Below are 20,930 nucleotides of genomic sequence, written 5' to 3'. Positions count from 1 at the left end.
TGGGGCGCGAAAGGCGTCGATTGTAGAAGCGCCCGACTCAGGGCTTGGCCGCGGGCGTCTCGGTGACGAAGGCGATGCGGTTGAGGCCGTTGGCCTGGACCCAGCCGATCAGTTCGGCCACCTGGCCATATGGCACGGTCTTGTCGGCACGCAGCTGGACCTCGGTGTCCGGCCGGGCCTGGGCCTGGGTCTTGATGCGGGCCTGGAACTCGGCCGCCGACAGCTTGGCATCACCCAGGTACAGGCTGCCGTCCGGCGTGATCGCCACGGCGATGTACTGCGGCGCATCCGAGGGCGTGGCGGCACCGCTCTGCGGCAGGTCCAGCCGCAGCGAGCTGCTCATCAAGGGGGCGGTGATCATGAAGATCACCAGCAGCACCAGCATCACGTCGATCAGCGGCGTCATGTTGATTTCGCCCATGGGCTTGGGGAGATTGCTGCGCTCGAGTCGACCGAAAGCCATGACGGGTCAGTCTTCCTGGCGCAGTTCCCGCAGGTCGTGGGCGAAGCCTTCCAGCTCCGCCTCGCAGGCCGCGACCAGCTTGCCGAAGATGTTGTAGGCCAGCACGGCGGGGATGGCCACGGCCAGGCCGGCGGCCGTCATGATCAGCGCCTCGCCGACCGGGCCCGAGACCTTCTCTATGGTGATGGCGCCGCTGGCCGAGATGCTGACCAGGGCGTGGTAGATGCCCCAGACCGTGCCGAACAGGCCGACGAAGGGCGCCGTGCTGCCCACCGAGGCCAGCAGTACCTGGCCGAACTGCAGCTTGTTGAGCACCGCATGCAGGGCATCGCGCAGGCGGCGGGTCAGCTGCGATTCACGCTTGCCGGCAGCCTCCAGCGTGCCTCCATTGGCGGCAGCCATGGCGGCTTCCAGCAGGGGCAGCAGCACCTGTTCGCGGTCGAAGTTCTGCAGGGCCTGGCGACCGTCGTCCAGCGAGGCGGCGGCCCAGAAGGCCGGCACGGCGCGGCTGATGTCGCGGCGGGTGCGTTGCAGGATCCAGCTCTTCCAGAAGATCAGCACCCAGGCGCTGATGGACATGGTCAGGAGCAGCAGGGCCACCGAGCGGGTGACCAGGTCGCCTTGCAGCCAGAAGTCGTTGAAGCTGCCCATGATCCTCTTGGTATCAGGCGAGGCCCAGCACGTCGTTCATGCCGTACAGCCCGGCGCCGTGCTTCATCAGGAAACGCGCGGCGCGCAGGCTGCCCTGGGCGTAGGTGGCGCGGCTGCTGGACTTGTGCGAGATCTCGATGCGCTCGCCGGTGCCGGCGAACAGCACGGTGTGGTCGCCGATGATGTCGCCGCCGCGCACGGTGGCGAAGCCTATGGTGGACGGGTCACGCTCGCCGGTCACGCCTTCGCGGCCATAGACCGCGCATTGCTTCAGGTCGCGGCCCAGTGCGCCGGCCACGGCCTCGCCCATGGCCAGGGCCGTTCCGCTGGGGGCGTCGACCTTGTGGCGGTGGTGGGCTTCGATGATCTCGATGTCGTAGCCTTCGTTCAGCGCGCGGGCCGCCATGTCCAGCAGGCGCAGCACCACGTTCACGCCGACGCTCATATTGGGCGCCATCATCAGGCCCAGGTGCTTGGCATGCTCGGCAATCTCGGCCTTCTGGGCTTCGCTGAAGCCGGTCGTGCCGATGACGGCGCGCACGCCCAGCTCGCGGCAGACGGCTAGGTGGGCCAGCGTGCCTTCGGGGCGGGTGAAGTCGATCAGCACGTCGGTGCCGGCCAGGCCCTGGCGCAGGTCGGCCGTGATGTTCACGCCAGCGCGGCGGCCCAGGAAGGCATAGGCATCCTGGCCCAGGCTTTCGCTGCCCTCGCGGTCCAGGGCCCCGCTCAGTTCGCAGTCACCGGCATTGGCGACCGCCTCGAGCAGCATGCGGCCCATGCGGCCGGAGGCGCCGGCGATGGCGATGCGGGTCTTGCGTTCGCTGCTGCCGGCCGCCGTCACGTGCGCGGCTCCAGCGGCGGGTAGGTGCGGACCGGGCCGATGGGTTCCTGGGTAGGCTCGGCCGATTTGGCCGGGGTCGGCAGGGCCTTGCGCTCGGCTTCGGTCAGGCTCAGCTTGGGCGCCGGGCCGGTGGGCTTGAACGTGTTGATGGCCGCGACGAATTCGTTCTCGCTCGGCAGATCGTCAGGCACTTCCAGCGTCTTCAGCTTGTCGCCTTCGAACAGGGCCACGACCTTGCGGTGCTGCTTGGGTGCGCCCTGGCGCTGGATAGTGAACACGTAGTCCCAGCGGTCCTCGTGAAAGGCATCGGCCAGCATGGGCGAACCGAGCAGGTCGCGGATCTGGGCCCGCGGCATGCCGGGCTTGACCTTGGACACCAGTTCCTTGGTCAGCACATTGCCTTGCACGACTTCGACACGGTAGGGGGTGACCAGGCCCAAGACCTTGTCGCCGGTGACGCTGGCGAGGTCGCTCAGCGAAGGCATGGACGAGCAGCCGGCGAGCAGGGCGGCCAGGGCGGCCACCGGAAGGGTCACGGTTCTGGAAATCGGGCGCATGGGTAGGGGCTTGCCGAGGTGCGGGACCAGCCAAGCTGGCTATGATCGGCGCATTCTAGCGGCAGGCCCGGGAGCGGCCAGACGCATCCCCAACACCATGAATCAGACCGACGAGATCAAGAACAGCGGCCTCAAGGCCACGCTGCCCCGCATCAAGATTCTGGAGGTGTTCCAGAACACGGCGCAGCGCCACATGACGGCCGAAGACGTCTACAAGGCCCTGCTGGGCGAGGGTGCCGACATCGGGCTGGCCACGGTCTACCGGGTGCTGACCCAGTTCGAGCAGGCCGGACTGCTGTCGCGCAACCATTTCGAGACCGGCAAGGCCGTGTTCGAGCTGAATCAGGGTCATCACCATGACCACCTGGTCTGCCTGACCTGCGGCCGGGTCGAGGAGTTCTTCGATCCTTCAATCGAGGAACGGCAGCATGCGATTGCCCGCGAGCGTGGCTTCGAGCTGCAGGAGCATTCGCTGGCGCTTTACGCGGCCTGTACCAAGACGGCCTGTCCGCACCGGCACGGCTAGCCACAGGCTCCTTCCGGACCCTGTGTGCGGCTTCAGTCAGAGTCGTCGTCGCCGTGCCCACCGTTGGCGATGGCACGTTGGTGGCGCTCCACGAATTCCCGGTAGGTGTCGATACCGCGCAGCTGCAGGATGGTGTTGCGCACGGCGGCCTCGACCAGCACGGCCAGGTTGCGGCCGGCGTCCACGGCGATCACCACCTTGCGCACCGGCATGCCCAGCACGTCTTCATAGAGCGGCTCATAGGGCAGGCGCTCGAAGTCGCGCTCCATGGTCTCCTTGCGGACCAGGTGGACGATCAGCTTGAGACGCATCTTGCGGCGCACCGCGGTCTCGCCAAAGATGGCCTTGATGTCCAGCAGGCCTATGCCGCGCACTTCAAGCAGATTGGCCAGCAGCTCGGGGCAGCGGCCCTCGATGGCGGTTTGCGATATGCGGAACAGGTCCACCGCGTCATCGGCCACCAGGCCATGGCCGCGCGAGATCAGCTCCAGTCCCAGTTCGCTCTTGCCGAGGCCGGACTCGCCGGTCAGCAGCACGCCCAGGCCCAGGATGTCCATGAACACGCCGTGCCGCGTGGTGCGGTTGGCGCAGAGCTGGGCCAGGTAGGCGCGCACTACGTCGATCACATGGCCGGCGGATTCGGCGGTCACGAACAGCGGGATCTCGGCCCGGTCGCACATGGCGACCAGCTTGTCCGGTGGCGGTTGGTTGTCGGCCACGATGATGACCGGTGGTTCGAGCGTGACGATGCGCGACACGCGCCGGTCCAGCACCTCGCCCGAAGCCTGACTCAGGTAGGCCACCTCGCGACGGCCGACGATCTGGACCCGGTAGGGGTGGATGTAGTTCAGGTAGCCGACCAGGTCGGCCGCCGACTGGGCATCGCGGACCGCGTTCTCGTCGAAGCGGCGCTCGGGGTGGGCGTGGCCTGCGATCCACTCCCAGCGCAGAGACTCACGGTGCTCTTCGAAGAGCCGGTCGGCGCTGATTGAGGTGGGTTTCAATCAGGCAACCGACTTCAGGGGTTCCCAATCGGCGATCAAGCGGAACACCGCGCTGGCCTCCGCCTCGGTCTTGAGGCGTTCGCGCAGTTCGCGGTCCGACAGCATCTCGGCGATTTCGGACAGGATTTCCAGGTGGCGCTGGGTGGCCGCTTCGGGCACCAGCAGGAAGATCAGCAGGCTGACGGGCTCGTCATCCGGCGCATCGAAGCCAATGGCTTGTTGCACGCGCAGCACAGCCGCGAGCGGATTTTTCAGACCCTTGATGCGACCATGGGGGATGGCTACGCCATGACCCAGGCCGGTGGAACCCAGTCGCTCGCGGGCGAACAGGTTGTCGGTGACCAAGGCCCGGGCGATGGCGTGGTTGTTCTCGAACAGCAAGCCGGCTTGCTCGAAGACTCGTTTCTTGCTGGAGGCGTCCACATTCACCAGCACGTTGCTGGCGGGCAGGATAGCGGCGAGACGGTTCATCAGGTCACAGCGCCGTCTACGGCCATTTGGGCCTTGGGCAGGACGCTCATTCGGGATAAGTGAGGCGGAATTATAGAAAGGACACCGTCGCGATGGGGCCCACACCGAGATCGGCGCCGCAGTATTGCGCATTTTGCGGCGGTGCAGCAACAGGGGGATCCGGCGACAAAAAAGCGACCCCTGGGGTCGCTTTCGTTGCGGCGCCTAGCCACGACTGACTGGCTCAGGGAGCCGGGATCTCAAGGCGCTTGGGCGAAGCATGCTGGTGGTCCTGGATCCGATCCTTGTGACGGCAGACCTGGCGGTCCAGCTTGTCCATCAACTGATCAATGGCCGCGTACAAATCTTCATGGGACTGCTCGACGAAGATGTCGCGCCCCTTCACGTGAACGGTGACTTCGGCTCGTTGGCGACGGTCCTTTTCCTTCTGCTTTTCCACGGTGAGCAGGACGTTGATGTCAACGACCTGGTCGAAGTGGCGGGTCACCCGGTCCAGCTTTGTCAGCACGTACTCACGCAAAGCCGGAGTCACTTCAAGATGGTGGCCACTGATAGTCAGGTTCATAAAGCCTCCTTTCACAGGGGGTGGGTCAAATCTGCAAGGGAAATGCGGAAACCAAAAGAGCAGATGAAGGGGATTTCGGGTAGCGGAGGATGAGGCTTGAGTTGAGGGGGAGTGCGAGGCCAGTGTGCTACCGAAGCTAGGTGCTGACAAGGCTTTTGCAAGTGCACTTTTCCCGGGGTCAAGCGTTCTTGTTTTAGCTTGCTGGCGCCGTCGCGCGAATGACATAATCCGCCGATCCCATCACTGGAGCAGTTTCTTGGACAGCGATCACCCTCGGTGACCGTCCACTCCAGCGCCAAGTCGATGCCAGAAGGCATCAGTAGGCCGTGGTTCGATGCAGATGCTCGGGCCCTGCCGCTTGTCCGGAGTGAGGCGGGTTCACCCTCTTCCCCGGACGGCCCTCCCCGTCCCCTCTCAACACGAAGTGACGGCGCAGTTGGCGCTGGAGACCTGCATGCTCAATGTGTTCACGCTGGACAACGGGCGCCTGAAGGGCGGCCTGTTCCAGGAGGAAATCGAAAGCCCTGAAGCGCTGGCCCAGTCGACTCCGGTCTGGGTCGACCTGGAGAATCCCAGCAGCGAAGAAAAGGGCTGGATACGCGACCGTTTCGGGCTGGTGATCCCCGAGAACATCGTCGACGACGACCTCGAGGAATCGGCCCGCTTCTATGAAGAAGACAACGGCGAGCTGCACATCCGCTCCGACTTCCTGATCGACGACGACGAGGCACCGCGCAATGTGCGCGTGGCCTTCATCCTCTACAACAAGGTGCTGTTCTCGGTGCACAACGAGGACTTGCCGGTGTTTCGCCTGCTGCGCCTGCGGGCTCGGCGTATCCCGGCTTTGATCGAGGATGCCAAGGATGTTCTGCTGAAGCTCTACGACGCCGATGCCGAGTACTCGGCCGATGCGCTGGAGAGCATTTACGACAGCCTGGAGAAGATCAGCGCTCGCGTCTTGAAGAAGGATGTGAATGACACCGAAGCCGGTGAAGTGCTGGCGGCCATTGCACGCGAAGAGGACTTGAACGGCCGTATTCGGCGCAACGTGATGGACACCCGCCGTGCGGTCAGCTTCATGATGCGCAGCCGCATGCTCAATGCCGAGCAGTTCGAAGAATCGCGCCAGATCCTGCGAGACATCGACTCGCTGGACTCGCACACGGCTTTCCTGTTCGACAAGATCAACTTCCTGATGGATGCCACGGTCGGCTTCATCAACATCAACCAGAACAAGATCATCAAGATCTTCTCTGTGGCCAGCGTGGCGCTGCTACCGCCCACGCTGATCGCCAGCGTCTATGGCATGAACATGCACTTCCCCGAGCTGGAATGGTTGGGTCGCGGGGGCTATCCCTATGTGCTGGGCCTGATGGTCGCGTCGGTGGCTGCGCCCTTCCTCTATTTCCGCCGCAAGGGCTGGCTGCGCTGACGCGCATTGCCGTTCCCCAATTGCAAAGGGCTTCCGCCGCTGGCGGAAGCCCTGGTCATAAAAGTAGTCGCGAGACGCCCCGAAGCTAACGAGGGAGGGAGGGAGGAGGAGGAGAAAGGCTTCGGGATTGCATCCCCACAAAGGGGTGATCTGGCGACTGAAATGGATACGGTCAGTTCTCTTTCTGGCCTGTGTCAACGCAAGGGAACGCTTGAAATTCCGTCACGCGCCAAGCCGAAGGACTCGACACAGTTGCTTATGTACTCTCTGTGGCGGGCCTCTGCCGACCTTGGGTCGGGGCTGTCCCGATCAACCGGGACAAACTTAGGCGCCGGGCCTGAAGTATGCAACATCAAGCCCCCAAAAGGAATGGTTGGATTGTTGCACCGGACTGGGTCCTGGCATTCCGACAACGTTTGGGAACTGTGGCTTGACCTGACTCAAATGCACCACTTCTGCAGCTTATTGACCAACCTCGATTCGCACCTGGTGGCAGCGCAGTGGCCATGGCGGTGCTTGCAACAAGACCCATGGATGTCCAGGTCAATGGAGCTCAATTGGCGCGAAAATTGCCAATAGTTTCGGACTTCTTCCGATTTGTCCAAGGCAACACAGACGATGGCTCAGGCTGTAGAAAGCGTCGATAACGACGAGTCCTCGTGGCATGGCATAGCCAAGGTCGAGCGGGCGACTGGCATCAGCAAGGATACGTTGCGTGTCTGGGAACGGCGCTACGGATTCCCATCTCCCCAGCGCGATGCACAAGGTGAACGACTCTACCCGAATGAGCAGCTTCGACGGCTGAGAACGGTTAAGTGGTTGACTGACATGGGCTTTCGGCCTGGGCGTGTGGTGGCCGCCCCGCCCGAGGAACTAGAAAAGCTGCTCAATCAGGCGCGCGAAATGTCGGGATCATCGGCTGCAGCGGGCATCGCCCGCCGGTCGGAACTGGATGGCTATATAAGTTTGTTGCGCAGTCATGAGGTCGAGTTATTGAGACGGCGCTTGGCCCAATCCATTCTTCGCCGTGGCCTGGCTGATTGCATCAAGGAAGTGATTGCGCCACTGACCACCGAAGTCGGAGAAGCCTGGATGCGCGGCGAGCTGCAGGTGTTCGAGGAGCACATCTATAGCGAGTGCCTGCAGCACGTGCTGCGCCCAGCCATTCATGGGATCCAGCGCGCCGTCGTGGCCGAGGGTCCCCGGGTATTGCTGACCACATTGCCTGGTGAGCAACATGGCCTGGGCCTGTTGATGGTCGAGGCCTTGTTGGCTCTGGAGGGCTGCCATTGCCTGTCCCTCGGTGTGGAGACGCCGCTGGTCGAGATCCTTCGGGCGGCGGCCGCCCAGCGGGCGGACATCGTGGCCCTGAGCTTTACCGGCCGGCTGCCGGCTTCGGCGGTTCTCGACGAATTGCGACAACTGCGCGACTTGCTGCCGGCTGCCGTCGAGCTCTGGGTTGGCGGCAAATCAGGGGCCTTGCGGCGAGCGCCTGCAGGCACGCGCCACCTGGCGGGCCTCGCGGATCTTGGCCTGGCGCTTGCGCAATGGGGCGGCACCCGCGCCGCTACGGGTTTGGCCTAGGTTCTGTCATTTGCGCGGCATAGAATCCGCGCCGGACAAGCCAAGGAAAGCCATGCTTTACCCAGAACTATTCAAGCAGCTGGAAGCCGTGCGTTGGAACATGGACACGGACATTCCGTGGGACAAGTTCGATCCGGCCCTGCTGACCGAAGACCAGGCTCGGACGATCAAGATGAATGCCATCACCGAGTGGGCGGCCCTGCCGGCCACCGAGATGTTCCTGCGCGACAACCGCGACGACAGCGATTTCTCGGCGTTCATGAGCGTCTGGTTCTTCGAGGAGCAGAAGCATTCCCTGGTGCTGATGGAATACCTGCGCCGCTTCCGTCCCGACCTGGTGCCCACCGAAGCCGAACTGCACGAGATCCGCTTCGAGTTCGATCCGGCCCCGGCGCTGGAAACGCTGATGCTGCACTTCTGCGGCGAGATCCGACTGAACCACTGGTACCGCCGCGCCGCTGAATGGCACACCGAGCCGGTGATCAAGGCGATCTACGAGACGCTGTCTCGCGACGAGGCCCGCCATGGCGGCGCCTATCTGCGCTACATGAAGCGTGCCATGAGCAAGTTCGGTGACGAGGCCCGTGCCGCTTTCGCCAAGGTGGGCGTGCTGATGGCCAGTGCCCGCCGCACGGCGCAGGCCCTGCACCCGACCAACCTGCACGTCAATGCCAAGCTGTTCCCGCGCGACACCATCCAAAGCCGCCTGCCCGATCCCCAGTGGCTGGAGCATTGGCTGGACAAGCAGATCCAGTTCGACGCCGTCTGGGAGAACAAGGTGGTCGAGCGCATCCTGCACAATATGAGCCTGCTGATGGAGCGCAGCTTTGCCAGTGTCCAGGAGCTGAATCGCTTCCGCAAGGAACTGACCACCAAGCTGGCAGCGGCCGCACCGCAGCCGGCCGTTTGATCCGGTCGCTGGTTTCGGCCCCCCAATAGAAAGAGCCCGCAATTGCGGGCTCTTTGCATTTCCGGGCCGATCTCAGGTCGCGCGCTTGCGAGCCAGTATCACCAGGTAGAAGCAACCGGCCGCCACCAGCAGGCCGCCTATCAGGTGGGGCGAGGCCAGCTGTTGAACGGCCTGCCAGGCGTCTTGAAGGGCCCAGGGACCGAGGTTGTTCAAGAACTCACCCACTTCCGGATGGGTCTTCAGGGTCTTGCCCTCAAAGGTGTGGCTGGCGTTGAACAGGGCACGGCCGGCGCCGTCGAACTGGGCCTTGAGCAAGTCTCCGACGATGCGAATACCGTAGACCTTGTCCAGCACATTGCCGCCGATGACCAGGGTGCCGATCACGGCCGGCACGCCCCAGCGCTTCAGCCAGGCCGAGGCCGCCATCAGGATCATGAACAGCGGCGCCATCCACAGGGTCAGCAGGGCGACGCCGAAAGCGATGCGGATCAGGCCGATCAGCATGGTGACGATCACGCCACCCCAGGTGACCTGGGCCAGGCCAGCGAAGCCGAACAGCTTGATCAGCGAGGCGGTGCCGATGATCAGCCCGAAGCCCGCGCCAACCGCCAGGGCCAGCATGGGAATCAAGACCGCATGCATCAGCAGCGTCGCGACCACGCTCTCGCTGTGGCCGGCCGGCAGCGACATCCAGAACTCGATGGACCGGTCCTGCTGGTCGCGCCTCGCGAGGCCGGGCAGCTGGAACATGGCCACGATCCAGCTGAGACCGAAGACGGTGGCCGTGATGCCGGCCATGACCATCAGCGCCAGCAGCGAAGCCGGCGGCAGCTGCTTGTTGCCGAGTTCTACCGTGCCCTGGAAGGGCATGGCCACCAGGATGATCGCGGGCAGCAGGCACATCACGACCAGCCAGCCGATGTGATGCTGCATCCATTCGCGCCGCATCAGGGTGCTGAAACGGGTTGTCGTCGTCATGATTGGTTCTCCTTGGACGCTCAGGGCTCAGGCCTGCTGGCGCTGCATTTCGGGCTTGCGGGTGAGGGCCATGAACAGGTCCACGAGGCTGGGGCGGAAGCGCTGGCCCACGCCCTCCAGGTGGGCGGGCGGTGCGCCGTCGAACAGCGCCGCCGGCCGACCTTGCTGGCGGTAGCGCAGCAGCGGATGGGCATCGGCGATGGCATCGGCCGCCGCCGGGTCATGAGCCAGAGCGACGAAGCGAGAGTCCATCTCCTCCAGGCTGATGTTCAAGACCAGCCGACCCTCGTCCAGCATCATCACGTCGGACAGCAGCGACTCGATCTCCTCCACCTGGTGGGTCGAGATGATCACGCTGCGCTCGCCGTCGCACCATTCGTCGATCAGCATCTCGTAGAAGCTCTTGCGCGACATCACGTCCAGGCCCAGCGTGGGCTCGTCCAGGATCATCAGCTTGCTGTCGATGGCCGCGATCAAGGCCAGGTGCAGCTGGGTGACCATGCCCTTGGACAGGCTCTTGACCTTGTCGTTCTCGGTGACGCTGGTGCGCTTGAGCAGCTTGCGGGCCCGCTCGGCCGAGAACTTGGGCTGCAGGCCGCTCATCAGGGTGATCAGCTCATGCACCCGGGCCCAGCGCGGCAGCACGGCCACGTCGGGGATGTAGCTCAGCGATTCCAGCAGCTCGCCGCGCTGGCTCATAGGATCCAGGCCCAGCACCTTCAGCGAGCCCTCGCCGCCATGCAGGCCGACCATGGCCTTCATCAGCGAGGTCTTGCCGGCGCCGTTGTGGCCCAGCAGGCCGACGACCCGGCCCTTGGGAATGCTGAAGTTCAGGTTGTCCACGGCGGTCTTGCGGCCGTAACGCAGGCTGAAGCCGCTGGCTTCGATCAGGTGTTGTTGTTGTTCCATCATTGCGACTCCCAGTTCAGATCCTTGGCGGCGATGCCCAGTCGGGCCAGGCGCTCGCGCAGGGCCGGCCATTCCTCTTGCAGGAACTGCTCGCGCTCGCTGTGCAGCAGCTTTTCGCGGGCGCCCGGCTTGACGTAGATACCCATGCCGCGGCGCGATTCGACCAGGTCCCTTTCGGTCAGGGCCTGGATCGCTCGGCTGACGGTCAGCGGGTTGATCAGGTAGCGGCTGGCCAGGGCCCTGACGGACGGCATGGCTTCGCCTTCGGGGGGATCTCCGTCCAGCAGCTGGACCGCAAGGCGGTCGGCCAGCTGCTGGTAGATCGGGGCGGTTTGGTTCCAGTTGTGCATATCAACCTGGGCCCGGGGCCGGTGTGTTAGTGATGTAGCACACCATATCTCCGCCCCTCCGCCGGACGAAGCGGGCCGCGACAGACTGCAGAAAACGGGGGACAGTCCGTTGCGCCCGCCGGGGCCGGCCCGTTCAGCCGCTCTTGGCGGCGGCGGCCCGCTCCTGGTCGGCCTTGCGATCGGCCACCACCTTCTGCACCGCCGGGCGCTCGGCGATGAAGCGGGCATAGGTCTTCCAATCGATGCCGGCAGCCTGCAGCAGGTCCTCGCCCAGCACGGCCTTGGTGGCCATGCCCACGACCGGCAGGCTGGCCCAGGCGGCGCAATCGGCCAGGCTGTAGCTGCTGCCAGCGATGTAGGGCGAGAACTTGGCCAACTGCTTGAAGGCGGCGATGTTCTTGGTGAGGACCTTGCGGACGCGCTGCTGATTGCTTTCGCTGCAGCTGCCGCCGAAGAAGGCCTGGCCGTAGAGCTCGCGGCCCACCAGCTCCAGGTGCAGCTCGACGAAGGTGACCAGCTCGCGCACCTTGGCGGCTTCGAAGGCGTCGACCGGCAGCAGGCGCGGTTCGGGCTGGATCTGCTCCAGGTATTCGCAGATCACCTCGCTCTCGCACAGCGGGCGGCCGTCTTCCAGGCGGATGAAGGGAATCTTGGCCAGCGGCGAGGCTTCCAGCACCTCGGGCGCGCCCGAGAAGGTCTTGACCAGCTCCTCGCGGAACGGCAGCCCCTTCTCCAGCAGCACCAGCTTGACCTTGTTGTAGTAGTTGGACAGCGACATGCCGTACAGCGTGATCATGGGTCTTGTCTCCTGGAAGTTCGAAGCGGCCAGTATCGCGTGAGCAGGGCCAGGCTGGCGCCGATCAGGCTGCCGGCGAGATGGGCAAAGGGGACGGGGGCGAAGCCCCAGCCCGGGTCAAAGGCCGGTGGGGCGAAGGGCTGCTCCAGCAGCAATTTGGCCCCCAGGCCGGCCAGCAGGACGGCGCCGATCAGGCGCTCACGCCCGGTCCTGGCCAGCAGGCTCACGGCGATGAGGGCGGCGCCGCCATGCAGCCAGCCGGAAAGCCCGGCAAAGCGCTCCAGCGGCGGCCCCAGCAACAAGGCGAACTGAGCCAGCGGCCAGGCCAGCAGCCACGCGAGCGCCTCGGCGGTGCCCATCCGGGCCCGCCAGCCCAGCCAGCCGAGCACGGCGCAGCCGGCCAGGTTGGCCAGCAGATGGCGTTCGTTCAGATGCACCAGGGCGGCCAGCGGCGAAGCCACCGGCGGCCTGAGCGTCAAGGGGAACAGGACCAGCGCCGCAAGGGCGGCGAGGCCAGCCAGCAGCGGCCAGGCCTGCTCCGTCAGCCGAAGACCGCGCGCCACAGCGCCAGCACCGCCTCACGGTGGGCGGCCAGGCCCTTGTCGGTGAGCAAGGCTTCCTCGACCTGCGTCGGCTGCTCATTCAGCCGCGCCCGGTGCTGGACCCGGCGCAGCTCGCGGTAGGCATCGGCGGCGGCGGCGCCCACTCCGACCGGCAGCAGGCCGGCGTCCTCTGCGCGCTGCAGCAGGGCGATGGCGCCCTTGTTGTCCAGCAGCTCAGGATGCTGGCCGGCCTGGGCCAGGATGAGGAACTGCAAGGCAAACTCGGCGTCCATCATGCCGCCGGGGCTGTGCTTGACGTCGAACAGCCCGGCCTTGACCGGCCGTGCCTCGCGCACCTTCTCGCGCATGGCCTGCACCTCCTGTCGCAGCGCTGCGTGGTCGCGCGGCGCGGTCAGCACCGTGCGGCGCACGGCCTCGAAGCGCTCGGCCAGGTCTGCATCACCGGCGCAGAAGCGCGCCCGCGTGATGGCCTGGTGTTCCCAGGTCCAGGCGGTGTTGCTGCCACGGCCTTCCTGGTAGTTGGCGAAGCTGGACAGCGAGGTGACCAGCAGGCCCGAATTGCCGTTGGGCCGCAGCGCCGTGTCTATGTCGAACAGCTCGCCGGCCGCGGTGCGCAGCGTCAGCCAGGTGATCAGCTTGCGGACAAAGGCGCCGTAGATCTCGGGCGCGTTCTCGTCCTCGTCGTCGAACAGGAAGACCACGTCCAGGTCGCCGCCATAGCCCAGCTCCTTGCCGCCCAGCTTGCCGTAGGCGATGACGGCCAGCCGCGGCGCCGGCCGGTGGGCCTGCTTGAGCCGGGCCCAGGCCCAGTTGATCGCGCATTGCAGAGTGGCATCGGCGAGCGCTGACAGCTCGTCGGCCACCTGCTCGACCGTGATCTGGCCTTCCACGTCGCGCACCAGGGTGCGGAACACCTCGGCATGGTGGGAGCGGCGCAGCGTGTCCAGCAACGCTTCCTCGTCGGCCTCGCCGTGGCGGGCCCAGGCAGCATGGCGTTCTTCCAGGTCGGCGACGAAGGCCGTGCCGTCGAAGCGCTCGTTCAGCACCCGGTTGTCGGCCAGCTCGTCGATCACGCCAGGATGCAGCATCAGGTAGCGCATCGGCCAGCGCGCCAGGCCCAGCAGCGAAAGCAGACGGGCCTGGACCGTGGGCCGTTCCACCAGCAGGGCCAGATAGCTTTCGCGGCGCAAGAGCGGCTCGACCCAGTCGACGAAGCGTATCGCCGCCTCCAGCGTGCTCTTGCCTTCCTTGACCGCCGAGGCGGCGCGGCCGACCAGCTTGGCCAGGCGCAGCCGCGATTCCTCGCGCAGGTTCTGCACCCGCGGCTGCTTGGCCCAGCGGCGCACCGCCTCGGCCAGCTCGGGCTGCAGTTTCTCCAGGAATTCCTCGGCATCGATCGGCAGCGGCGGCCCGCCGCAGCTCTTGCAGCCGTTGCTGCTGCCGGGCTGGGGCGCCTGGCCGTCGTGCAGCAGGGCGTCGAATTCGGTGGCGACCAGTTCGCGCACCTCGCACAGCCGGTCCAGCAGCTCGCAGGCGTCGGCCCGGCAGGCCAGCTGCAGGCTGCTGGCGATCCAACCCAGGTCCTCGTCGCCGGCCGGCAGCGCATGGGTCTGCTGGTCGTCCAGATACTGAATGCGGTGCTCGACCTGGCGCAGGAAGCGGTAGCCCTCGGCCAGCTTCTCGGCCGTGGCCGGTTTCATCAGGCCGCGCGCCGCCAGGCTGCGCAGCGCCTTGACCGTCGAGCGGGTGCGGATCTCGGGGAACTGGCCACCGCGCACCACCTGCAAGAGCTGGACGGTGAACTCGATCTCGCGTATGCCGCCGCGCGACAGCTTGACGTCATTGGCCCGCTCGGGCCGGCCAGCGGCGCGTTTGCTGGCTTCGTCGCGGATCTTGCGGTGCAGCTGGCGCAGGCCTTCGAACACGCCGTAGTCCAGGTAGCGCCGGTAGACGAAGGGTGTCACCAGCTGGCGCAGCGCCTGGGCGCGCTGCAGGGCCTCGGGGGTCAGCGGTGCGACCACGCGGCTCTTGAGCCAGGCGAAGCGCTCCCATTCGCGGCCCTGGACCAGGAAGTATTCCTCCAGCATGGCCAGGCTCACTACCGGCGGTCCCGAATTGCCGTTGGGCCGCAGCGCCAGGTCGACGCGGAACACCTGACCGTCCTCGGTCAACTCGCCTATCAAGGCATAGAGCCGGCGCGCCAACAGCGCGAAGTATTCGTGGGCGGTGATCGCGTTGGGGCCGTCGGTCTGGCCCTCGTCGTCGTAGACGTAGATCAGGTCGATGTCGGACGAGACATTCAGCTCGCGGCCGCCCAGCTTGCCCATGCCGACGACCCAGAACTCGATGCGCTCGCCGGCCTCGTTGCGCGGCACGCCGTTGATCGCGTCCTGCTCGATGCGGGCCTGTTCCAGGGCCAGGCACAACGTGGTCTCGGCCAGCAGGGTCATCACCTCGGTGATGTCCTTGACCGCCGCAGCCTGCTCGACGTCGAGCACGGCCAGCCGCTCCAGCACCAGGTGACGGGCCACGCGCATGGCCGAGGCCAGGTTTCTGCCGCCCTGCTGCAGGGCGGCGACCAGGCCCTGGATCTCGGTCCGTCCGGGCAGGCCGGGCGCCAGCAGGTCCAGCTCGGCCGCATAGCGGCGCCGGATGCGCTGGACGAAGCGGCTGTGCTCGGCGCGAGCCGCTGTCGTGATGAGGGAGGAGGAGGCCTCGGTCATTGCTTGATCTGCGCTGTGCTAGATTTGCTGCGCCCCCAGGGAGCCGCACCGCCCGGAGGCGGACATGCGGCGACCCGGCGTGAGCCGGGGCAGATCGCGGCTCCAGGGCGAGCTTTTTTCATGCCAGTGCCAGCAACCCTTTCCGCCGCCGCCAAGAACGCCGTCCTGCGCCCCTACCGCATCATGCTGCGGCTGCTGCGCTGGGCCTTGCGTCTGGTGATGCTGGCCTGGGTCCTGGTCCTGCTGAGCTGGTTGCTTCTGCACTGGGCAATTTTGCCGTACGTCGACGATTGGCGCCCTTCGGTAGAACGCCAAGCCTCGCACGCTCTGGGCCTGGACGTGCGCATAGGCCGCATCGAGGTGCGCTCCGGGGGCTGGATTCCGGCCGTCGAGCTCAGCGATGTGCGGTTGCTGGACCGGGCGCAGCACGAGGCCTTGCGCCTGCCGCGCGTGGTGGCGGCGCTGTCGGCCCGCTCCTTCCTGACCCTGTCGCCCCGCTTCGAGCAGCTGCTGATAGACAGCCCGGAGCTGGAAGTGCGCCGCGACGCCCAGGGCCGCGTCTTCGTGGCCGGCTTCGACCTGAAGCCCGACCAGCAGGCCGAGGCCGGCGGCGACCTGGCCGACTGGTTCTTCTCCCAGCATGAGTTCGTCATCCTCAAGGGCCGAGTGCGCTGGGTGGACGAGGTACGCAAGGCCGCGCCGCTGGCGCTCTCGGACCTGAACCTGGTGCTGCGCAACGGCCTGCGCCGCCACGACCTGCGCCTCGACGCCACGCCGCCGGCCGAGTTCGGCGAGCGCTTCAGCCTGCGCGGCCGTTTCACCCAGTCGCTGCTGAAGCGGGCCGGCGAGATCCGCCACTGGAGCGGCCAGCTCTATGCCGAGCTGCCGCGGGCCGACGTGAGCCAGCTGCGCCGCCATATCGACCTGCCGTTCGAGCTGAGTGCCGGCGATGGTGCGCTGCGCGCCTGGATAGATATCCGCAACGGCCTGCCCGAGAAGGCCACGGCCGACATCGGCCTGCGCCAGGTGGCCTTGCGCCTGGCGGCCGAAGCACCGGTACTGGATCTCGAACGCATAGAAGGCCGGCTCAGCCTGGCGCGCGGCAAGGACCTGGTCACGCTGTCGGCCCAGCAGCTGGGCTTCGAGGCCGCCGACGGCCTCAGCTGGCCGCGCTCCGATTGGTCGGTCACGCTGCGCCAGCCCGGCGGCGTGGGCCTGGACATCGATTTCGGCAAGCTCGACGGCGGTGCGCTGTCGGCCCAGCGCCTGGACTTCGCCCTGATGGCCCAGATCGCCGAGCGCGCACCGCTCTCCAGCGAGCAGCGCGAATGGCTGAACGAGCTGGCGCCGCGCGGCGTGCTCAGCGACATGGCGCTGAGCTGGGAAGGCCCGTTGGCCGCTCCGCGCAACTACCGCGCCAAGGCCAAGGTCGAGGGCCTGCTGCTGAATGCCCTCGCTCATGAGGGCGGTGGCATAGGCCGGCCCGGCGTGCGGGGTGCCAGTGCCGAGATCGAGGCCAGCGAGCGTGGCGGCGAGGCCCGCTTCAAGCTGGCCGATGGCGAGCTGGAGCTGCCGGGCCTGTTCGAGGAACCGGTGATTCCGCTGCAGCGCCTGGCCGGTACCTTGAAGTGGTCGGTCGAGCCGCGCGCCGGCAAGCCACCGCAGCTGGACTTCCGGCTGGCCAACCTGCAATTGGCCAACAGCGACCTGCGCGGCGAGTTCGACCTGCAGTGGCGCAGCGGCGCGGGCGAGGGCCGCGGCAAGGGCGGTCGATTCCCCGGTCTGCTGAAGCTGACGGGCAAGGTCGACAAGGCGCCGGCGACGCGAGTCGCGCGCTATCTGCCGCAGGTGATGGACCCGTTCACTCGCGTCTACCTGCGCGATGCGCTGCGCGCCGGCGAGGCCCGCGCGGTCACGGTGCGGCTCAACGGCGACCTGGCCGAGTTCCCGTTCGATTCGCCGCAGAGCAACGGCCAGTTCCGCATCACCGCCACGGCCCAGGACGTGGAACTGGCTTACGTGCCCAGCCATCCGGCCACCGAAACCCAGCCGGCCTATGTCTCGCCCTGGCCGGTGATGGAGCAGCTCAACGCCCAGGTCGTGATCGACCGCGGCAGCCTGCAGATCAAGAACGGCGCGACCCGGGTGCTGGGCTTCGAGCTCAGCGGCGTCAATGGCGGCATCAAGGACCTGATGCACCACAAGCCGGTGCTGGAGCTCGAAGGCGGCGGCCGCGGCTCGGTCGAATCGCTCCTGCATTTCATGAAGGCCAGCCCGGTCTCCACCTGGACCGGCCATGGCCTGGACAACGCCACCGGCACCGGCCAGGCCAGCCTCAAGCTGGGCCTGCAGCTGCCGCTGGCCGAGATCGCCCGCAGCACGGTCAAGGGCCAGGTGCTGCTGGCCGGCAACGACCTGAAGCTCACGCCCGATGTGCCGCTGCTGGCCAATGCGCGGGCCCGGGTCGATTTCGACCACAAGGGCATGCAGATCAGCAATGGCGCGGCCCGCGTGGCCGGTGGCGAGGCGCAGTTCGAAGGCGGCAGCCAGAGTGACGGCAGCCTGCGATTCACCGGCCAGGGCGTGGCCAGCGCCGAGGGCCTGCGCCGCTCGCCCGAACTCGGCATCGCCTCCAAGCTGGCCGGCGCGCTGCAAGGCCAGGCGGCCTACAAGCTGCAACTTGGCCTGGTCAAGGGCCATACCGAGCTGGAACTCACCAGCACGCTGCAGGGCATGGTCTCCGAGCTGCCGGCGCCGCTGAAGAAGGATGCCGAGGCAGCGCTGCCGCTGCTGCTGCGCATCAGCCTGATCGACGCCAGGCATGACGAGCTGCGGGTCGAGCTGGGCCAGACTCTCGTGCAGGCCCATTACCAGCGCGAGTTCGGCGAGGCCGGGACTAGGGTCCAGCGCGGCAGCCTGTCGGTGCTCGACAACCTGGGCGAGCTGCCCGACAGCGGCGTGCGGGCCACGGCCAATCTGGCGGCGGTCAATGTGGATGCCTGGAGCAATGTGGTCCAGCGCCTGTTCAATATCCAGGCCGGCGAGGGCACGGGCGATGGCGGCGGCTACCTGCCGGCCAACATCAGCCTGCGGGCGCAGTCGCTGCAGGTGGCTGGCCGGCCGCTCAGCCGCGTCATCGCCGGCATTTCGCTGGCGCCCGACCAGCAGACCTGGCGCGCCACGCTGGATGCCCAGCAGCTCAGCGGCTATGTGGAGCTGCGCCCGCCCCGTGCACCGCAGCCCGGCACCGTCTATGCGCGGCTGGCCCGGCTCTCGCTGCCGAAGAGCGAGGTCGACAGCGTCAGCCAGATGCTGGACCAGGCGCCCAGCAGCGTGCCGGCGCTGGACATCGTGGTGGACGACTTCGAGCTGCGCGGCAAGAAGCTGGGCCGCCTCGAAGTGCAGGCCCGCCACCAGGGCCCGAGCCGCGAATGGAAGCTGGAGAAGCTGCAGATCCGCCACCCGGATGCCCTGCTCAATGCCACCGGCACCTGGGCCGCCCAGCCGGGCCAGGCCCAGCGACGCGCCGAGATGGACTGGAAGCTGGAGGTGGCCGACGCCGGCCAGCTGCTGGAGAGCCTGGGCCATGGCAAGGTGCTGCGCGACGGCAAGGGCCTGCTGTCGGGCCAGATCGGCTGGTCCGGCTCGCCGCTGAGCCCCGACTACCCCAGCATGTCGGGCCAACTCAAGCTGCACCTGGATGCCGGCCAGTTCCTCAAGGCCGACCCCGGCGTGGCGCGCCTGCTGGGTGTGCTGAGCCTGCAGTCGCTGCCGCGCCGCTTCCTGCTGGACTTCCGCGACGTGTTCCAGGAGGGCTTCGCCTTCGATGGCGTCGAGGGCGACATCAGCATCACCAAGGGCGTGGCCCACAGCAAGAACCTGCGCATGCGCGGCGTGCAGGCCATCGTGGCGATGGAGGGCGAAGCCGACCTCGCGGCCGAGACCCAGAACCTGCGCATCGTCGTGCTGCCCGAGGTCAATGCCGGTGGCGCTTCGCTGGCCTATGCGGCGGTCAACCCGGCTGTGGGCCTGGCCACCTTCCTGGCCCAGTTGCTGCTGCGTCGGCCGATGACCGAGGCCGGCACGCGTGAATTCCTGGTCACCGGCACCTGGGAGGACCCCAAGGTCGAGAAGGTCGAGAAGGCCGAGCCCAAGTCCCAGAATGCGCCGGAGCCAGCCGCCTCGGGAGCCTCGAAATGAAGATTGCCGCCGTCCAGCTGGTTTCCAGCCCCGACCTGCACCACAACCTGGCCCGCGCCCGCCACTGGCTGGAGCAGGCCGCCGCCGGTGGGGCCCAGCTAGCCCTGCTGCCCGAGTACTTCTGCCTGATGGGCCAGCAGGACGACGACAAGCTGCGCATCGCCGAGACTTTCGGCGACACGAGCGCGCCCATCCAGGCCATGCTCTCGAAGACCGCGCGCGAGCTGGGCCTGTGGCTGATAGGCGGCACGCTGCCGCTGCGCACGCCCAATCCGGCCAAGGTGCGCAACAGCTGCCTGGTCTATGGCCCCGAGGGCCAGCTGGCGGCGCGCTACGACAAGATCCATCTGTTCCGCTTCCAGACCGAGCGCGAGGCCTATGACGAGGGCCGGGTGCTGGAGGCCGGCAACGAGCCGGTGGCGGTGCAGGCCGGTCCGCTGCGCGTGGGCCTGAGCATCTGCTACGACCTGCGCTTTGCCGAGCTCTATCGAGCCCTGAGCTTCACGCCGGGCCAGCCGCCCTGCGAGCTGATCAGCGTGCCGGCGGCCTTCACCTACACCACCGGCGAGAAGCACTGGGAGCTGCTGCTGCGGGCACGAGCGGTCGAAATGCAGGCCTTTGTCCTGGCTTCGGCCCAGGGAGGCCGGCATGAGAATGGGCGTCGCACCTGGGGCCACAGCATGATCGTCGACCCCTGGGGCGAGGTGCTGGACGTGCTTCCCGAAGGCGAGGGCCTGGTCCAGGCCGAGCTGGACCTGCAGCGGCTGGCCGCTGTGCGCAGCCAGCTGCCGGCCTTGCAGCACCGACGACTCTGAACGAGGTGTAAGGCCATGGCTGCTTCTTCTGTGCGTAGATCCGGAATCCTGCTGCTCGCGGCGCTGGCGCTGCTGGCCGGCTGCGGCACGCCCTCGGAGCCGCTGACCATGGGCCTCACGCCCGCCGATGCCCTGCAGATGCGCTCCTGGGTGCCGGATGCGCTGCGCCAGAACGTGAGCCTGGGCCCGGTGAGCGGCGGCCAGGCCACCAACCGCTGGTGGGGCTCCAAGGTCAGCAGCCAGGCGCTGGAGCAGGCCTTCGAGGACTCGCTGCGCTCGGTCGGCATGTTCCCGCAGACCCGCGAGGCCGGCCGCTACCAGCTGGACATCAAGCTCACCGACCTGGATCAGCCCATGGTCTCGCTGGACACCACGGTGCGCCTGGCCATCAGCTATACGCTGATAGACCGCACGAGCAAGGCGGCGCTCTACCAGCGCACCTTGCGCAATGCCGCCACGGTGGAGCTGACCGACAAGCTGATGCCGGTCGAGCGCCTGCGCCTGGCCAACGAGGCCGCGATTCGCGACAGCATCAGGCAGGTGCTGCGCGACCTGGTGGCCCTGAACCTGAACGCGCCGGCGCGCTGAGCCA

Annotated in this window: 20 protein-coding genes; 7 read left to right on the top strand and 13 right to left on the bottom strand. The window is 66.9% G+C overall.

The features are described 5' to 3' along the window. Positions 1-37: 37 nt before the first annotated feature. From QT382_RS12860 to QT382_RS12845, 4 genes are read right to left on the bottom strand one after another with little or no spacing between them, the layout of a single operon-like run. Positions 38-463, bottom strand: coding sequence for an ExbD/TolR family protein (locus QT382_RS12860; RefSeq protein ID WP_289254424.1), 426 nt, complete (start codon positions 461-463; stop codon positions 38-40). 6 nt (positions 464-469) lie between these two features. Next, positions 470-1,114, bottom strand: a complete 645-nt coding sequence (locus QT382_RS12855; protein WP_289254423.1) for a MotA/TolQ/ExbB proton channel family protein — start codon at positions 1,112-1,114, stop codon at positions 470-472. Positions 1,115-1,127: 13 nt separating this feature from the next. Beyond that, positions 1,128-1,955, bottom strand: a complete 828-nt coding sequence (gene dapB / locus QT382_RS12850) for a 4-hydroxy-tetrahydrodipicolinate reductase (protein WP_289254422.1) — start codon at positions 1,953-1,955, stop codon at positions 1,128-1,130. Continuing rightward, entirely contained in the window at positions 1,952-2,512 is a 561-nt protein-coding gene (locus QT382_RS12845; RefSeq protein ID WP_289254421.1) for an outer membrane protein assembly factor BamE, read from the bottom strand. Before QT382_RS12845 ends, dapB begins: the two co-directional genes overlap by 4 nt. A gap of 97 nt (positions 2,513-2,609) precedes the next feature. Between QT382_RS12845 and fur the strand changes: the two genes are divergently transcribed. Continuing rightward, positions 2,610-3,038: a ferric iron uptake transcriptional regulator gene (gene fur / locus QT382_RS12840; protein ID WP_289254420.1), complete on the top strand. Its 429-nt coding sequence runs from the start codon at positions 2,610-2,612 to the stop codon at positions 3,036-3,038. Between the two features lie 32 nt (positions 3,039-3,070). On the opposite strand, the gene hprK is transcribed toward fur, so the two are convergent. From hprK to hpf, 3 genes are all read right to left on the bottom strand, one after another. Continuing rightward, a complete protein-coding gene (gene hprK / locus QT382_RS12835; RefSeq protein WP_289254419.1) occupies positions 3,071-4,042 on the bottom strand; it encodes an HPr(Ser) kinase/phosphatase in 972 nt (323 codons plus the stop codon). Then, the gene (locus tag QT382_RS12830; RefSeq protein WP_289254418.1) at positions 4,043-4,513 is read right to left on the bottom strand and encodes a PTS sugar transporter subunit IIA; all 471 of its coding nucleotides are present in this window, start codon (positions 4,511-4,513) and stop codon (positions 4,043-4,045) included. A gap of 223 nt (positions 4,514-4,736) precedes the next feature. Next, complete coding sequence (gene hpf, locus QT382_RS12825; protein WP_289254417.1) at positions 4,737-5,078, bottom strand: ribosome hibernation-promoting factor, HPF/YfiA family; 342 nt, start codon at positions 5,076-5,078, stop codon at positions 4,737-4,739. 454 nt (positions 5,079-5,532) lie between these two features. Between hpf and corA the strand changes: the two genes are divergently transcribed. From corA to QT382_RS12810, 3 genes are all read left to right on the top strand, one after another. Next, a complete protein-coding gene (gene corA, locus QT382_RS12820) occupies positions 5,533-6,510 on the top strand; it encodes a magnesium/cobalt transporter CorA (RefSeq protein ID WP_289254416.1) in 978 nt (325 codons plus the stop codon). Between the two features lie 618 nt (positions 6,511-7,128). Beyond that, positions 7,129-8,094: a MerR family transcriptional regulator gene (locus tag QT382_RS12815; RefSeq protein WP_289254415.1), complete on the top strand. Its 966-nt coding sequence runs from the start codon at positions 7,129-7,131 to the stop codon at positions 8,092-8,094. 52 nt (positions 8,095-8,146) lie between these two features. Beyond that, positions 8,147-9,004 carry a ferritin family protein gene (locus QT382_RS12810; RefSeq protein WP_289254414.1) on the top strand — a complete coding sequence of 286 codons (858 nt, stop codon included), beginning with the start codon at positions 8,147-8,149 and terminating at the stop codon, positions 9,002-9,004. A gap of 72 nt (positions 9,005-9,076) precedes the next feature. On the opposite strand, the gene QT382_RS12805 is transcribed toward QT382_RS12810, so the two are convergent. The 6 genes from QT382_RS12805 to glnE all read right to left on the bottom strand — a co-directional run bounded on the left by QT382_RS12805 (position 9,077) and on the right by glnE (position 15,323). Then, positions 9,077-9,982 (bottom strand): hypothetical protein, encoded by a 906-nt coding sequence (locus tag QT382_RS12805; RefSeq protein ID WP_289254413.1) that lies wholly within the window; start codon positions 9,980-9,982, stop codon positions 9,077-9,079. Between the two features lie 27 nt (positions 9,983-10,009). Further along, a complete protein-coding gene (locus tag QT382_RS12800; protein WP_289254412.1) occupies positions 10,010-10,891 on the bottom strand; it encodes an ABC transporter ATP-binding protein in 882 nt (293 codons plus the stop codon). After that, entirely contained in the window at positions 10,891-11,241 is a 351-nt protein-coding gene (locus QT382_RS12795) for a GntR family transcriptional regulator (protein WP_289254411.1), read from the bottom strand. Before QT382_RS12795 ends, QT382_RS12800 begins: the two co-directional genes overlap by 1 nt. A gap of 133 nt (positions 11,242-11,374) precedes the next feature. Then, entirely contained in the window at positions 11,375-12,037 is a 663-nt protein-coding gene (locus QT382_RS12790) for a glutathione S-transferase family protein (protein WP_289254410.1), read from the bottom strand. Further along, positions 12,034-12,600 carry a rhomboid family protein gene (locus tag QT382_RS12785; protein WP_289254409.1) on the bottom strand — a complete coding sequence of 189 codons (567 nt, stop codon included), beginning with the start codon at positions 12,598-12,600 and terminating at the stop codon, positions 12,034-12,036. Before QT382_RS12785 ends, QT382_RS12790 begins: the two co-directional genes overlap by 4 nt. Beyond that, positions 12,579-15,323, bottom strand: coding sequence for a bifunctional [glutamate--ammonia ligase]-adenylyl-L-tyrosine phosphorylase/[glutamate--ammonia-ligase] adenylyltransferase (glnE, locus tag QT382_RS12780; protein ID WP_289254408.1), 2,745 nt, complete (start codon positions 15,321-15,323; stop codon positions 12,579-12,581). The genes QT382_RS12785 and glnE overlap by 22 nt, the downstream gene beginning before the upstream one ends. Before the next feature lie 120 nt (positions 15,324-15,443). Between glnE and QT382_RS12775 the strand changes: the two genes are divergently transcribed. Genes QT382_RS12775 through QT382_RS12765 form a run of 3 tightly spaced genes read left to right on the top strand, consistent with a single transcriptional unit; the run spans position 15,444 to position 20,926 of the window. Continuing rightward, entirely contained in the window at positions 15,444-19,523 is a 4,080-nt protein-coding gene (locus tag QT382_RS12775; RefSeq protein ID WP_289254407.1) for a YhdP family protein, read from the top strand. Further along, positions 19,520-20,338, top strand: coding sequence for a carbon-nitrogen hydrolase family protein (locus QT382_RS12770; RefSeq protein WP_289254406.1), 819 nt, complete (start codon positions 19,520-19,522; stop codon positions 20,336-20,338). Before QT382_RS12775 ends, QT382_RS12770 begins: the two co-directional genes overlap by 4 nt. Positions 20,339-20,353: 15 nt before the next feature. Further along, positions 20,354-20,926, top strand: a complete 573-nt coding sequence (locus QT382_RS12765) for a hypothetical protein (protein WP_289254405.1) — start codon at positions 20,354-20,356, stop codon at positions 20,924-20,926. Positions 20,927-20,930: the final 4 nt, after the last annotated feature.

The sequence above is a fragment of the Pelomonas sp. SE-A7 genome (assembly GCF_030345705.1).
In the GTDB taxonomy this organism is placed as follows: Bacteria; Pseudomonadota; Gammaproteobacteria; order Burkholderiales; family Burkholderiaceae_C; genus JAUASW01.
Note: the sequence above shows the minus strand (reverse complement) of the source record. Positions and strands in the feature narration are given on the sequence as shown.

What these genes read in the sequence shown, in the direction of transcription:
- QT382_RS12810 (WP_289254414.1), top strand. Translation starts at nt 8,147, where the DNA reads ATGCTTTACCCAGAACTATTCAAGCAGCTGGAAGCCGTGCGTTGGAAC.
- QT382_RS12815 (WP_289254415.1), top strand. Translation starts at nt 7,129, where the DNA reads ATGGCTCAGGCTGTAGAAAGCGTCGATAACGACGAGTCCTCGTGGCAT.
- QT382_RS12790 (WP_289254410.1), bottom strand. Translation starts at nt 12,037, where the DNA reads ATGATCACGCTGTACGGCATGTCGCTGTCCAACTACTACAACAAGGTC.
- QT382_RS12800 (WP_289254412.1), bottom strand. Translation starts at nt 10,891, where the DNA reads ATGGAACAACAACAACACCTGATCGAAGCCAGCGGCTTCAGCCTGCGT.
- hpf (WP_289254417.1), bottom strand. Translation starts at nt 5,078, where the DNA reads ATGAACCTGACTATCAGTGGCCACCATCTTGAAGTGACTCCGGCTTTG.
- QT382_RS12860 (WP_289254424.1), bottom strand. Translation starts at nt 463, where the DNA reads ATGGCTTTCGGTCGACTCGAGCGCAGCAATCTCCCCAAGCCCATGGGC.
- QT382_RS12845 (WP_289254421.1), bottom strand. Translation starts at nt 2,512, where the DNA reads ATGCGCCCGATTTCCAGAACCGTGACCCTTCCGGTGGCCGCCCTGGCC.
- corA (WP_289254416.1), top strand. Translation starts at nt 5,533, where the DNA reads ATGCTCAATGTGTTCACGCTGGACAACGGGCGCCTGAAGGGCGGCCTG.
- QT382_RS12795 (WP_289254411.1), bottom strand. Translation starts at nt 11,241, where the DNA reads ATGCACAACTGGAACCAAACCGCCCCGATCTACCAGCAGCTGGCCGAC.
- QT382_RS12775 (WP_289254407.1), top strand. Translation starts at nt 15,444, where the DNA reads ATGCCAGTGCCAGCAACCCTTTCCGCCGCCGCCAAGAACGCCGTCCTG.
- fur (WP_289254420.1), top strand. Translation starts at nt 2,610, where the DNA reads ATGAATCAGACCGACGAGATCAAGAACAGCGGCCTCAAGGCCACGCTG.
- QT382_RS12855 (WP_289254423.1), bottom strand. Translation starts at nt 1,114, where the DNA reads ATGGGCAGCTTCAACGACTTCTGGCTGCAAGGCGACCTGGTCACCCGC.
- QT382_RS12830 (WP_289254418.1), bottom strand. Translation starts at nt 4,513, where the DNA reads ATGAACCGTCTCGCCGCTATCCTGCCCGCCAGCAACGTGCTGGTGAAT.
- glnE (WP_289254408.1), bottom strand. Translation starts at nt 15,323, where the DNA reads ATGACCGAGGCCTCCTCCTCCCTCATCACGACAGCGGCTCGCGCCGAG.
- QT382_RS12770 (WP_289254406.1), top strand. Translation starts at nt 19,520, where the DNA reads ATGAAGATTGCCGCCGTCCAGCTGGTTTCCAGCCCCGACCTGCACCAC.
- QT382_RS12805 (WP_289254413.1), bottom strand. Translation starts at nt 9,982, where the DNA reads ATGACGACGACAACCCGTTTCAGCACCCTGATGCGGCGCGAATGGATG.
- QT382_RS12765 (WP_289254405.1), top strand. Translation starts at nt 20,354, where the DNA reads ATGGCTGCTTCTTCTGTGCGTAGATCCGGAATCCTGCTGCTCGCGGCG.